We start from the raw sequence: 12,458 nt of genomic DNA on the forward strand, positions 1-12,458 counted from the left end.
CTCGCCGCAGGCGGGCCTATCCGCTCATGCGGTCCCGCGCGCCGTGGGCGACGCCTGGGCGGCGAGGAGTTGCGAGACCGTGACGAACTCGAATCCCTTTTTCCGCAGGCGTTTGATCATCTCTGGGAGCGCCCGGGCGAGGGTCAGCCGGGATGGGCCGCCTCCGGCGTCATGGCCGAGGATGATCGAGCCGGGCACCGCGGAGTCCGCGACGAAGTCGATGAGGCCGTTCGGGTCGTGCGGATGGGAGCGGTCGGTGATCAGCAGGGACCACAGCGCGACGTCGTAGCCCAGCCGCCCGGCCACCTGGAGGGTCGTGCCTCCCAGCTGGCCCCACGGCGGTCGCAGGAGGCGGGGTTCCTTGCCGGTCACGCGCACGATCATGTCATGAGCGCGTTTGACCGACCGATAGGCGGTGTTGAGACTCAGGTTGGACAGGTTGGTGTGCGCCCACGTGTGGTTGCCGACCTCGTGCCGGTCCATCCGCCCGTGCAGAAGGCCGGCGTGCTGCTCGACGCGCTTGCCCACCAGGAAGAACGTCGCGGGGATCTTCGCGTCGTCGAGGGCGTCGTGCACGAGCGGTGTGTAGTTCGGCAGGGGCCCGTCGTCGAACGTCAGCGCGACCAGCTTCTGCTGCGTGTTGACCGCCCAGATCACGTCCACATGGCCTGCGGCGGGCCGCCAGTGGGCTCCGCGCGGAGTGCCCGGCGCCGACGCGGGGATCCGCTCGGACGCGTCCGCGGAGTCGATGGCCGCTCCCATGGCGACACCGGCGACGGCGCTCGCCCCGCCGACCGTCAGCGCGCGTAGAAGCGCACGCCTGCCCTTTCCGTCCGCCCCCGTATCGTCCATGCCGAGATAATCCCAAACGGCGGGTTAACAAAGCGTCATCCCGCAGGATGATCGCTTCTCCGCCTGCGGTCCGAGCACCCGGCCGTGTCGCCCGGGCGTCCGGGCGACACGGCGCGGACCGCTACTCCTTCGTCTCGGCGACGACCTTCTCGGCCAGGTGCGACGGCAGCGGCTCGTAGCGCAGGAACGAGCGGCTGAACGTCCCGGTGCCGTGCGACATCGACCGCAGGTCGATGGCGTACCGCGTGATCTCCAGCTGCGGGACCTCCGCCTTGATCAGCGAGCGACCGCCCGCGACGGTCTCGGTGCCCAGCACCCGTCCGCGCCGCGACGACAGGTCCGACATCACCGCGCCGACGTAGTCGTCGGCCACGAGCACCGACACCTCGTCGACGGGCTCGAGCAGCAGGACCTGCGTCTTGCCCGCGGCGTCCTTGAGCGCCAGCTGCCCGGCCGTCTGGAAGGCCATGTCGGAGGAGTCCACCGAGTGCGCCTTGCCGTCACGGAGGGTTACCCGGATGTCGACGAGCGGGTAGCCGGCCAGGACTCCGCGCTCCATCTGCTGCCGCAGGCCCTTCTCCACCGACGGGATGAACTGCCGGGGAACGACGCCACCGACGATCTTGTCGACGAACTCGAAGCCCCCGCCCGACGGCAGCGGCTCGACGTCGACGTGGCAGATGCCGTACTGCCCGTGCCCGCCGCTCTGCTTGACGTGCCGGCCGAGGCCCGGAGCGGGGCCGCCGAACGTCTCGCGCAGCGGGACCCGCAGCGGCACGGTCTCCACCTCGACGCCGTACCGGCTGTGCAGCCGGTCCAGCAGCACGTCGGCGTGGGCCTCGCCCATGTTCCACAGCACCAGCTGGCGGGTCTCGGAGTTGTTCTCCAGCCGCAGCGTCGGGTCCTCTGCCACGAGCCGGGCCAGCGCCTGGGACAGCTTGTCCTCGTCGGCCTTCGACTTGGCGCGGATCGCCGTCGGCAGCAGCGGATCCGGCATCGACCAGGGCGCCATCAGCAGCGGGGCGTCCTTCGCGGAGATGGTGTCACCGGTCTCGGCGTGGGTCAGCTTGGCGACCGCGCAGATGTCCCCGGCGATGCAGGACGACGTCGTGCGCTGGACCTTGCCCAGCGGAGCGGTGATCGCGCCGACCCGCTCGTCGACGTCGTGGTCCTCGTGGCCGCGATCCTCCAGGCCGTGCCCGGAGACGTGCACGGTCTCGTCCGGCTGGAGCGTCCCGCTGAACACCCGGACGAGCGAGATCCGGCCGACGTACGGGTCGGACGTGGTCTTGACGACCTCGGCCACCAGCGGCCCGCCAGGGTCGCACGTCAGGTCGCGCGCCGGGGAGCCGTCGAGCTTCGTGACCGCCGGGATGCCGTGCTCCAGCGGCGACGGGAACGCCTGGGTCATCACCTCGAGCAGCTCCCGCATGCCGATCACCGGCCCCGGGTGATCCCCGTGCGGGACCGACGTGGCCAGGACCGGGTAGAAGCTGCCGCGCGCCACCGCCTTCTCCAGGTCCTCGATCAGGACCTTGACGTCGATCTGCTCCCCGGAGAGGTAGCGGTCCATGAGCGTCTCGTCCTCGCTCTCCTGGATGATCCCCTCGATGAGGGCGCCGCGCTGCTCCGCGAGACGATCCAGGAACTCCGGGTCCGGGTCGCGCTCGGCGCGCTCGCCGGAGGAGTAGTCGAAGCACTTGCCGGTGAGCAGGCCGATCAGCCCGGACTCGCACGGGAAGTAGCAGGGCAGGACGCCCTCGCCGAAGGCGTCCTGGCAGGCGGTGAGGACCTCGTCGAAGTCGCCGCGCTGCTGATCGATCTTGGTGATGAGGACAGCGCGCGGCATGCCGACCAGCGCGCACTCCTCCCAGAGCATCCGGGTGAGGCCGTCGACACCGTCGACCGCCGAGACGACGAACAGGGCCGCGTCGGCGGCCCGCAGGCCCGCCCGCAGGTCGCCGACGAAGTCGGCGTAGCCCGGGGTGTCGAGCAGGTTGATCTTGATCCCGCCGTGGAGGAACGAGGCGAGCGAGAGGTTCACCGAGCGCTGCTGGCGAATCTCGACCTCGTCGTAGTCGCTGACCGTCGAGCCGTCCTCGACGCGACCGGGACGCTGGATCGTACCGGTCGCAGTGAGCAGCGCCTCGACGAGCGTCGTCTTGCCCGCTCCGGAGTGGCCGACCAGCGCGATGTTGCGAACGCTCTGGGGCTGGTCGACCGCCGGTGCCCTGCCGGCGGCTTGGGGAGCTGTCTTGTCCGCCACGTGCCCACCTCCAAAGGACAATGGGTGTGACGGGTGCCACACCCGTGGTCACCACCATTACCGTCGCGGCCTCATATCACAAGGGGTGACCGGGAACGGGTTGAGGCCTGCCTGATATCAGCCGTTCCCACCTGCGCCGACGTCACGCACTACGATTGGCCCGCCCGGGGGGATGGCGTGGCCTGGATATGCCAGGGCCACGGGGCGATGAAATCGCGGCTGAACACGATCAGAGGATGGCAATGCTCAACCAGTTGCGGCCGGCGCTCTCGCGTGTGATCACGCCGGTGGGCCGGGCGCTGGCCCGCACGGGTCTCACCCCGAACGCGATCACCATCATCGGCACGTTCGGGGTCGTCGGCGGGGCGCTCGGCTTCTACCCGCGCGGCGAGTTCTTCTGGGGAACGGTCGTGATCACGATCTTCGTGTTCTTCGACATGTTCGACGGCGCCGTGGCCCGGGTCACGGGGAAGACGAGCCGGTTCGGCGCCTTTCTCGACTCCAACATGGACCGGGTGTCCGACGCGGCGATCTTCTCAGGAGTGATCCTCCGGTTCGCCCGGCAGGACCATCCCGACATGATGATCGTCGGCCTCGCCCTGTTCTGCCTGGTGTCCGGCGCGCTCGTCTCGTACGCGCGGGCGCGCGCCGAGGGGATCGGCGTCGGCGCCACCGTCGGCATCGCCGAGCGCGGCGAGCGGCTGATCGTCAGCCTGGTCGCCATCGGCCTCGACGGGCTCGGCGTCCCGTACGTCCTGGTGGTCGGGCTGTGGCTGCTCGCGCTGGCCAGCGCGATCACCGTCGTCCAGCGGTTCGTCGCGGTGCGCAAGCAGCTCGAGGTCAGCGAGCAGCCGTGAGGGACGAGGCGGCGGACGCCGCGTACGCGCTGGGCTGGGCGGCCGTCCGGCGGATGCCCGAGGCGGTCGCACACGAGATCTTCATGCTGATCGCCGAGCGTACGTGGCGGAAGCACGGCCGCGGCGTACGGCAGCTGGAGAAGAACCTCCGCCGCGTCGTCGGCCCGGAGATCTCCGAGCAGGCCCTGCGCGACCTGAGCCGCCAGGGCATGCGCTCCTACATGCGCTACTGGATGGAGGCGTTCCGGCTGCCGGCGATGAGCCGCGAGCGCATCGACTCGGGCATGCGCATCACCGGGATCGAGGACCTGCGGAGCGACCTCGACGAGGGACGCGGCGTCGTCGTGGCGCTCCCGCACATGGGCAACTACGACCACGCGGGCGCCTGGATCGCGCTGTCCGGGATTCCGTTCACGACGGTCATGGAACGCCTGCGGCCCGAGTCGCTGTACGACCGGTTCGTCGCCTACCGGGCGGGCCTCGGGATGGAGGTGCTGCCCGCCACCGGCGGTGACGGCGACGTCTTCCGCACTCTCGCCGCGCGGCTGCGCGAGGCCCGGCTGGTCTGCCTGGTCGCCGACCGCGACCTCACCGCGAGCGGCGTCGAGGTCGAGTTCTTCGGCCGTACCGCGAAGATGCCCGCCGGGCCCGCCGCGCTGGCGATCGAGACGGGCGCCGCGCTCCGGCCGGTCACCCTGTGGTACGAAGGACGCGAGTGGGGTGTCCGCGTCCACGAGGAGATCCGCGTGCCCGGCGAGGGGGAGCGGCAGGACAAGGTCCAGGCGATGACGCAGTCCCTCGCGCACGTGTTCGCCGACGGCATCGCCGCCCACCCCGAGGACTGGCATATGCTCCAGCGCGTCTGGGTCGAGGACCTCGGGTGACCTGAGGTGAGCACGACGGCCGAGGCGGCGGAAAGGACGGGCGATCGGTGAAGGTCGGCATCGTCTGCCCGTACACCTGGGACGTTCCGGGCGGCGTGCAACAGCACGTCCGCGACCTCGCCGAGGCGCTGTTCGCCCTCGGCCACGAGGTGTCGGTGATCGCGCCCGCCGACGAGGACGCCCCGCTGCCCTGGTACGTCGTCCCCGCCGGCAGGGCCGTCCCGGTGCCCTACAACGGCTCGGTGGCGCGGCTGGCGTTCGGGTTCCTGTCCGCGAGCCGCGTGCGCCGCTGGATCCGGGAGGGCGCGTTCGACGTGCTCCACGTCCACGAGCCGGCCGCGCCGTCGCTCGGCTTGCTGGCCTGCTGGGCCGCTGACGGGCCGATCGTCGGCACCTTCCACGCGTCGTTCGAGAGGTCCCGGGCGCTGTCGGCGGCCGGGCCGATCCTGCAGAGCGCCCTGGAGAAGATCACCGCGCGGATCGCGGTGTCGGAGAAGGCCCGCAAGACGCTCGTCGAGCACCTCGGCGGCGACGCCGTGCTCATCCCGAACGGCGTGACCACCGAACGCTACGCCATGGCCGAGCCGCTGCCCGGCTGGCCCGGGGACGACGGCGCGCTCGGCTTCCTCGGCCGCATGGACGAGCAGCGCAAGGGCCTGCCGATCCTGCTGTCCGCCTTCGAGATCCTCGGGCGGCGGCGTCCTCGCCTGCGGCTGCTGCTCGCCGGACCCGGCGACGCCGAGGAGGTCCTGGCCAGGGTCTCGCCGGACCTGCGCGACCGGGTCGTCATCCTCGGCCTGGTCAGCGAGGCCGACAAGGTGCGCGCGCTGCACTCCGTGGACGTGTTCGTCGCGCCCAACACCGGCGGGGAGAGCTTCGGGATCGTGCTCGCCGAGGCGATGTCGGCCGGCGCGCCGATCCTCGCCAGCGACATCGAGGCCTTCCGGCGCGTGCTGCTCGACGGCCGGGCCGGGGCGCTGTTCCCCGTCGGCGACGCCGAGGCGCTGGCCGCCGCGGCGGCCGAGCTGCTGGACGACGCGGCCCGCCGCAAGCAGCTGTCCGCGGAGGCCAAGACCGCCGTGCTCGCCTACGACTGGTCGACGGTCGCCCGCGACGTCGTGCGGGTGTACGAGACCGTGGCCGGGGACGCCACCGTCGTCGAGACCTCGGCGATCTGACGATGTACGAGACGCTGCTGAACATCGCGCTCGTGTCCGCGGTCGTCGTCCTGCTCGGTGTGTACGTCTCCTGGCGCGCCACCCGCATCGACCGGCTGCACGTCCGCCTGGAGACCGCGCGGGCCGGGCTCGACGTCGCGCTGGTCCGGCGCGCGGCGGTCGCCCTCGAACTCGCCGCGTCCCGCCTGCTCGACCCGGCCACCAGCCTGCTGCTGGCCGCCGCCGCCCACGAGGCCCGCATCGCCGACGCCGACAACCGGGAGTTCGCCGAGAGCGACCTGTCCCGCGCCCTGCGGGCCGTCGTCGAGCAGCCGGGCTTCCGCGACACCCTCGCCGCCCGCGAGGACGGCGCGGCGCTGCTCGAGGAGCTCGACGCCGCCGTACGGAAGGTGGCGTACGCCCGCAGCTTCTACAACAACGCGGTCACCGCGACCCGCGCCGCGCGGCGCAAGCTCCTGCCCCGCGCGCTGCACCTGGCGGGCCGGGCGCCGCTCCCGGAGTTCTTCGAGATCGACGACTCCCCGCCCGAGACGTCCGCCGAGGCCGTCCGGTCGGGCTGACGGCCAAGTGCCCGCCGGTCGGGGATTCGCCACGATGTCCATGGCCTGCGCCGCTCGACTACCCTCGCCCGTTAGGAACACTTCCGATTCAGCGGGAGAGGACGCCTCATGTCCGATCTCCAGTCGCATAGCAGGCCGTACGTCGCCGCCCTGAGCGCCGCCGCGCTCGGCGCCCTGGCGCTCTCCGCGTGCTCCAGCGAGAAGAACAACACCGCGGCCCCGCCGAGGACCGCGGACACTCCGGTGGCGTCGGCGACGTCCTCCCCGAGCCCGGCGACGGGCCACCCCTTCACCGGGCGGCCGGGCGCCCGGAACGGCCCGGTGCTGGCCGTGAAGATCGACAACACACGGTCGGCCAAGCCGCAGCGCGGCCTGCGGTCGGCCGACATCGTCTACGTCGAGCAGGTCGAAGGCGGCCTGTCCCGCGTCATGGCGGTCTTCTCCTCGACCCTCCCGCCGCAGGTCGGGCCGGTCCGCAGCGCCCGGATCTCCGACCTGCACATCCTGCCGCAGTTCGGCCGCCCCGCGTTCGCGTACTCGGGCGTCCAGAGCAAGATGAAGCCCTACCTCGCCCGGGCCTCGCTGATCGACGTCTCCCCGGACACCACCGGCGGCGCGTACACGCGGCGCGGGCCCAACCCGGCGCCGTACAACCTGTACGCGTCGCCGCAGCGGCTGCTCGCCAAGGCGACCCAGGCGACCAAGGCCCGCGACATCGGCTTCCGCTTCGGCCCCGCGCCGTCCGGCGGCACCGCGACGACGTCCTTCACCGCGCGCTTTCCGTCGACGTCGCTCGTCTTCCGCTGGTCGGGGAAGGAGCACCGCTGGCTCGCCTCCCAGGACGGCCGTCCGGACCGCGCGGCCGAGGGCGGACAGCTGGGCGGCCAGACGATCGTGATCCAGCGGGCTCAGACCACGAGGTCGCCGTTCCACGACTTCCTCGGCAACTACACGCCGCTGATCCACACGGTGGGCACGGGGACCGCGACGGTGCTGCGCGACGGCAAGGCGTACGACGCCCGCTGGTCCCGCCCGTCGGAGACCCGGGGCACGACCTTCACGACCCGGTCGGGGCAGCCGATGACCTTCGCGCCCGGCCAGGTGTGGATCGTCATCGTCAACGCCGGCCGTCCCGTGGTCCCCTGAGCGGACCCGCCGAGGGAGCGGACATCGAGGGCGAAACCCGTCCTACCTCGAACTACCATGGAGAGCGACAAGCGTGATCGATTCTCCGAAGAGGTAGCCCGTGTCCACTGCCACTCCCGCCCAGTCCACCGCCACTCCGGAGACCGGCACCGCCCGCGTCAAGCGGGGAATGGCGGAGATGCTCAAGGGCGGCGTGATCATGGATGTCGTCACTCCGGAACAGGCCAAGATCGCCGAAGACGCCGGCGCGGTCGCGGTCATGGCTCTGGAGCGCGTGCCCGCCGACATCCGGGCCGAGGGCGGCGTCTCGCGGATGAGCGACCCGGACATGATCGAGGGCATCATCGACGCGGTGTCGATCCCCGTCATGGCCAAGGCCCGCATCGGGCACTTCGTCGAGGCACAGGTCCTGCAGGCGCTCGGTGTCGACTACATCGACGAGTCCGAGGTCCTGACCCCGGCGGACTATGAGAACCACATCGACAAGTGGGCGTTCACCGTCCCGTTCGTCTGCGGTGCCACCAACCTCGGCGAGGCGCTCCGCCGCATCACCGAGGGCGCGGCCATGATCCGCTCCAAGGGTGAGGCGGGCACCGGGGACGTCTCCAACGCCACGACGCACATGCGCCGTCTGCGGCAGGACATCCGGCGGCTCGGCGCCCTGCCCGAGGATGAGCTCTTCGTCGCGGCCAAGGAGCTGCAGGCTCCCTACGAGCTGGTCAAGGAGGTCGCCACGGCCGGCAAGCTGCCCGTCGTGCTGTTCACCGCGGGCGGCATCGCCACCCCGGCGGACGCCGCGATGATGATGCAGCTCGGTGCCGAGGGCGTGTTCGTCGGCTCGGGCATCTTCAAGTCCGGCGACCCGGCCAAGCGTGCCGAGGCGATCGTCAAGGCCACCACCTTCTACGACGACCCCGATGTCATCGCCAAGGTCTCCCGGGGACTCGGTGAGGCGATGGTGGGCATCAACGTCTCGACGCTGTCGGAGTCGGACCGCCTTGCCGGGCGCGGCTGGTAGGGATCCAGGAGTACGCCACGTCGCCTGTCCGCCGGGCGGGGAGGGCAGGACCCGGGTCGCCTCGGGGCCTCCCCAGCCCGGCGCGGGCGGGCTACCCTGTCGGGGGCCCGGCGGCGTGGCGCTTCCGCGGGCGGACCGGTGCAGTGGCCGCAGGAGGGACGAGACCCATGGCGTGGTCTATCGCGCTGGCGTGCGCGAGCGTTGACGATCCGGTCAACGCCTTTCGGCAGGGCCTGATCCCGGATCCGGACGCCGCCGCCGACCTGGCGCGGCGTCTCTACCCGGACTCGGCCGTCGTCGAGAGCGGCGACACGGTCCTGGACTTCGCGCTCTGGCCCTATGAGGACGAGCTGTTCGTCGGAGCGTACGGCGACGCGCTGATCGTCTGCGACCGCCGGCTGTACGACGTCGACGACGCGGCCCGCACCCTCGCCGACCAGATCGCGGCGGCGCTGCCCGGCGCCACGTGCGGCGTGCTGGTCCTGCACAGCGTGGTGTCCGGGTGCTGGTTCCGCTGGTACGAACGCAACCGTCCCGAGCGGGACGTCTTCGTGACCAAGGAGGACGGCGTCGTCGTCGACCTCGGCGCGCGGCTTCCGGCGGAGGAGCCCTTCTGGAAGGCGATCGACGAGGGCGCGTCCGACGTGCCCCTGCCGTTCGACTACGAGCAGTACGGCCTGGCGCTGGCCCGCGAGCAGCTGTTCGGCCGGGGCCTCAGCGAGCGCGGTCCGGACGGGTTCCTGCCCCTCGAGCTGTCGCTCCGGCGGTTCAAGATCCGTTCACTGACCCGGCAGGGCGGAACCTCCAACTGACCCGCGAGCGGCTCTGCGTGTGCCGACCGGGTTGAAGGATGTCCGGGTTTAAGGATGTCCGGCGGGGAAATTCGGTCTTAGGCTGAAATCGGCTTCGCAAGGGGACAGCGCCGCGGCACCAGGGGGTGCGGAACAGTGACCGAGCCTGACAACATCGGCGACCGGCTCAGGTCGCTTCGCGATGGACGCTCCATGACCCGGAACGAACTGGCCGACGACTCCGGAGTGGACGTCGACCTGATCGAGAAGCTCGAACACGGCCGGCGCCGGACGGCGCGCCTCACCTCGCTCACGAGGCTGGCCGGCGCGCTCGGCGTCGGCGTCTCGCGGCTGCTCGGCGAGCGGCGGCCCGAAGAGCAGGGCTCTCGCGACGACGTGCGGAACGTCGGCGACGCCGTCGTGTCGGCCGACTCGATGCCCGGCATGGACGCCGATGACGCCGGCGAGACGCCCGACCTCGCCGAGCTGGACGCCGCCGTCGACGCGGCCTGGCGCGACTACCGGTCCGGCAACATGTCGCGTCTCGCCGGAAACCTCCCTGGCCTGATCGGCGAGGCCCGCCTCGCGGTCGGCGAGATCGGGGCTATGGCGGCCGGACCGCTCGCCGAGGCTCATCAGCTCGCCGCCCGCCTGTTCGTGCACTACGGCAGGTACGACCTCGCGGAGATCGCCGCCGAACGCGCGATCCGGGCGGCGGAGGGCGGCGGTGACGAGCTGGAGTGGGAGACGCTGCACGGCACCTACTCGTGGACCCTGCTCCGCGAGGGCCAGGTCCGCGCGTCGGAGGACCACGCGGTGTGGATCGCCGAACGGACCGAACCGTCGATGGGCGAGGCCGCCCTGCGCGACCTGACGGTGTGGGGCGACCTGATGATGGCCGCCATGGCGGCGGCCTGCGCGGGGGACCGCTGCGCGGGCGCGACCGAGTACCTCGGACTCGCCGGATCGGCCGCGCGCCGGTTCGAGCACGACCGCGTCGACCATCACGTGGGGTTCGGCCCCTCCCGGGTCGCGACCGAGGCGACGCGCGCGTACGCGACGCTGCACGAGCCGGGGCTGGCGCTGCGATCGGCCGGTGAGGTGCATGCCGACGAGCTTTCGGGTACGGCGTACGGCCGCCATCTGATCGACGTGGCACGGGCGCAGGCGGAGATCCGGGACCTGCGGGCCGCGGAGGAGACGCTCCGCGCGGCCGAGAGCCTGTGCGCGCGGTCGTTCCGGCCCGGTGGGCCGGCGTGTTCCGTCGTCACCGACGTGGTGATCGACGTCGGGCACCTGACACCGGAGCTGCGGCACATGGCGCGGTCCGTCGCGGTCGAGGTGTAGGAACGGCGGGCGCGGGAGCCGCCGGAGGAGGAGCGGCGGTCCAGGAGCAGGAGTTCGCGGTCCGGCCGGGGGATCAGGCCGGGCCGCGCGGCGGGGGAAGATCGCTGCCTGCTGCCGGTGTTATGACAGGCACTAGGCTCATTGTCCGTACATCTCATTCTGAAGGGCTGATTCGTGGTTGCTGCTGTCCCGACGATCGGCGTGCTCGCACTGCAGGGAGACGTCCGTGAGCACCGGCGCGCGCTGGAGTCCTGCGGAGCGTCGACGGAGGCCGTGCGGCGCCCGGAGGAGCTCGAGCGGGTCGACGCGCTCGTGATCCCCGGCGGGGAGTCCACCACGATGTGGCGGCTCGCACGCTCGTTCGAGCTGCTGGAGCCGCTGCGAAAGCGGATCGAACAGGGCATGCCGGCGTACGGCTCGTGCGCGGGGATGATCATGCTGGCCGACCGGATCGCCGACGGCGCCAAGGGGCAGGAGACGATCGGCGGCATCGACATGCTCGTTCGCCGCAACGCGTTCGGCCGCCAGGTCGACTCCTTCGAGTCCGATGTCCACGTCGCCGGGCTCGACACGCCGTTCCACGCGGTGTTCATCCGGGCACCGTGGGTCGAATCGGTCGGTGGCGCCGCCGAGGTCCTCGGACGTGCCGAGTCCGGCGACGCCGCCGGTAGGATCGTGGCGGTCCGGCAGGGACACTTGCTCGCGACGTCATTCCATCCGGAGCTCACCGGCGACGCGCGGATCCACCGGCTCTTCCTCGACATGGTGAAGGGAACGTAATGAGCGGCCACTCCAAGTGGGCGACGACGAAGCACAAGAAGGCCGCCGTCGACGCCAAGCGGGGCAAGCTTTTCGCCAAGCTCATCAAGAACATCGAGGTGGCCGCCCGGACCGGTGGAGGCGACCCGGACGGCAACCCGACGCTCTACGACGCGATCCAGAAGGCCCGCAAGAACTCCGTGCCGCTCGACAACATCGAGCGGGCCCGCAAGCGCGGCGCGGGGGAGGAGGCCGGCGGCGCCGAGTGGCAGACGATCATGTACGAGGGCTATGCCCCCGGCGGTGTCGCCGTGCTGATCGAGTGCCTCACCGACAACCGCAACCGCGCCGCCTCCGACGTGCGCACGGCCCTCACCCGCAACGGCGGCTCGCTGGCCGACCCGAACTCGGTGTCGTACCTGTTCAACCGCAAGGGCGTCATCATCGTCCCCAAGGAGGGCACCTCCGAGGACGACGTCATGCTGGCCGTCCTCGACGCGGGCGCCGAGGAGGTCAACGACCTCGGCGAGTCGTTCGAGGTGATCAGCGAGGCCGGTGACCTCGTCGCGGTCCGCAAGGCCCTGCAGGAGGCCGGCGTCGACTACGAGTCCGCGGAGGCCAACTTCCTCCCGAGCGTCAGCGTCCCCGTCGACGAGGACGCCGCCAAGAAGGTCTTCCGTCTCCTCGAGGCGCTGGAGGACAGCGACGACGTCCAGAACGTCTTCGCCAACTTCGACGTCTCCGACGAGATCATGGAGAAGATCGAGGCCTGATCCCATCCGCCGTGGGGGCGCCCGGTG

The 12,458-nt window shown here is 71.4% G+C and carries 12 protein-coding genes; 10 read left to right on the plus strand and 2 right to left on the minus strand.

Annotated features, from left to right (window positions below):
- Positions 1-24 precede the first annotated feature (24 nt).
- Positions 25-852 (minus strand): polysaccharide deacetylase family protein, encoded by an 828-nt coding sequence (locus ABEA24_RS40185; RefSeq protein WP_345438473.1) that lies wholly within the window; start codon positions 850-852, stop codon positions 25-27.
- Positions 853-973: 121 nt separating this feature from the next.
- Positions 974-3,118 (minus strand): elongation factor G-like protein EF-G2, encoded by a 2,145-nt coding sequence (locus tag ABEA24_RS40190; RefSeq protein ID WP_345438474.1) that lies wholly within the window; start codon positions 3,116-3,118, stop codon positions 974-976.
- A 242-nt stretch (positions 3,119-3,360) separates the two neighbouring features.
- Between ABEA24_RS40190 and pgsA the strand changes: the two genes are divergently transcribed.
- From pgsA to ABEA24_RS40240, 10 genes are all read left to right on the plus strand, one after another.
- Positions 3,361-3,975: a phosphatidylinositol phosphate synthase gene (gene pgsA, locus ABEA24_RS40195; RefSeq protein ID WP_345438599.1), complete on the plus strand. Its 615-nt coding sequence runs from the start codon at positions 3,361-3,363 to the stop codon at positions 3,973-3,975.
- Positions 3,972-4,859: a phosphatidylinositol mannoside acyltransferase gene (locus ABEA24_RS40200; protein WP_345438475.1), complete on the plus strand. Its 888-nt coding sequence runs from the start codon at positions 3,972-3,974 to the stop codon at positions 4,857-4,859. The genes pgsA and ABEA24_RS40200 overlap by 4 nt, the downstream gene beginning before the upstream one ends.
- 47 nt (positions 4,860-4,906) lie before the next feature.
- The gene (locus ABEA24_RS40205) at positions 4,907-6,037 is read left to right on the plus strand and encodes a glycosyltransferase family 4 protein (protein WP_345438476.1); all 1,131 of its coding nucleotides are present in this window, start codon (positions 4,907-4,909) and stop codon (positions 6,035-6,037) included.
- Positions 6,038-6,039: 2 nt separating this feature from the next.
- Positions 6,040-6,597, plus strand: coding sequence for a hypothetical protein (locus ABEA24_RS40210; protein ID WP_345438477.1), 558 nt, complete (start codon positions 6,040-6,042; stop codon positions 6,595-6,597).
- 108 nt (positions 6,598-6,705) lie between these two features.
- On the plus strand, positions 6,706-7,743 hold the full coding sequence (locus ABEA24_RS40215) for a DUF3048 domain-containing protein (protein ID WP_345438478.1): 1,038 nt from the start codon (positions 6,706-6,708) through the stop codon (positions 7,741-7,743).
- Between the two features lie 100 nt (positions 7,744-7,843).
- Complete coding sequence (gene pdxS, locus ABEA24_RS40220; RefSeq protein WP_345438480.1) at positions 7,844-8,761, plus strand: pyridoxal 5'-phosphate synthase lyase subunit PdxS; 918 nt, start codon at positions 7,844-7,846, stop codon at positions 8,759-8,761.
- A gap of 167 nt (positions 8,762-8,928) precedes the next feature.
- Positions 8,929-9,573: a DUF6928 family protein gene (locus ABEA24_RS40225; RefSeq protein ID WP_345438482.1), complete on the plus strand. Its 645-nt coding sequence runs from the start codon at positions 8,929-8,931 to the stop codon at positions 9,571-9,573.
- A 135-nt stretch (positions 9,574-9,708) separates the two neighbouring features.
- A complete protein-coding gene (locus ABEA24_RS40230) occupies positions 9,709-10,899 on the plus strand; it encodes a helix-turn-helix domain-containing protein (protein ID WP_345438484.1) in 1,191 nt (396 codons plus the stop codon).
- Between the two features lie 174 nt (positions 10,900-11,073).
- Positions 11,074-11,679, plus strand: a complete 606-nt coding sequence (pdxT, locus tag ABEA24_RS40235) for a pyridoxal 5'-phosphate synthase glutaminase subunit PdxT (RefSeq protein WP_345438486.1) — start codon at positions 11,074-11,076, stop codon at positions 11,677-11,679.
- A complete protein-coding gene (locus ABEA24_RS40240) occupies positions 11,679-12,431 on the plus strand; it encodes a YebC/PmpR family DNA-binding transcriptional regulator (protein ID WP_345438488.1) in 753 nt (250 codons plus the stop codon). The genes pdxT and ABEA24_RS40240 overlap by 1 nt, the downstream gene beginning before the upstream one ends.
- Positions 12,432-12,458 lie beyond the last annotated feature (27 nt).

This window comes from Actinoallomurus vinaceus, from assembly GCF_039542055.1.
Lineage (GTDB): Bacteria > Actinomycetota > Actinomycetes > Streptosporangiales > Streptosporangiaceae > Actinoallomurus > Actinoallomurus vinaceus.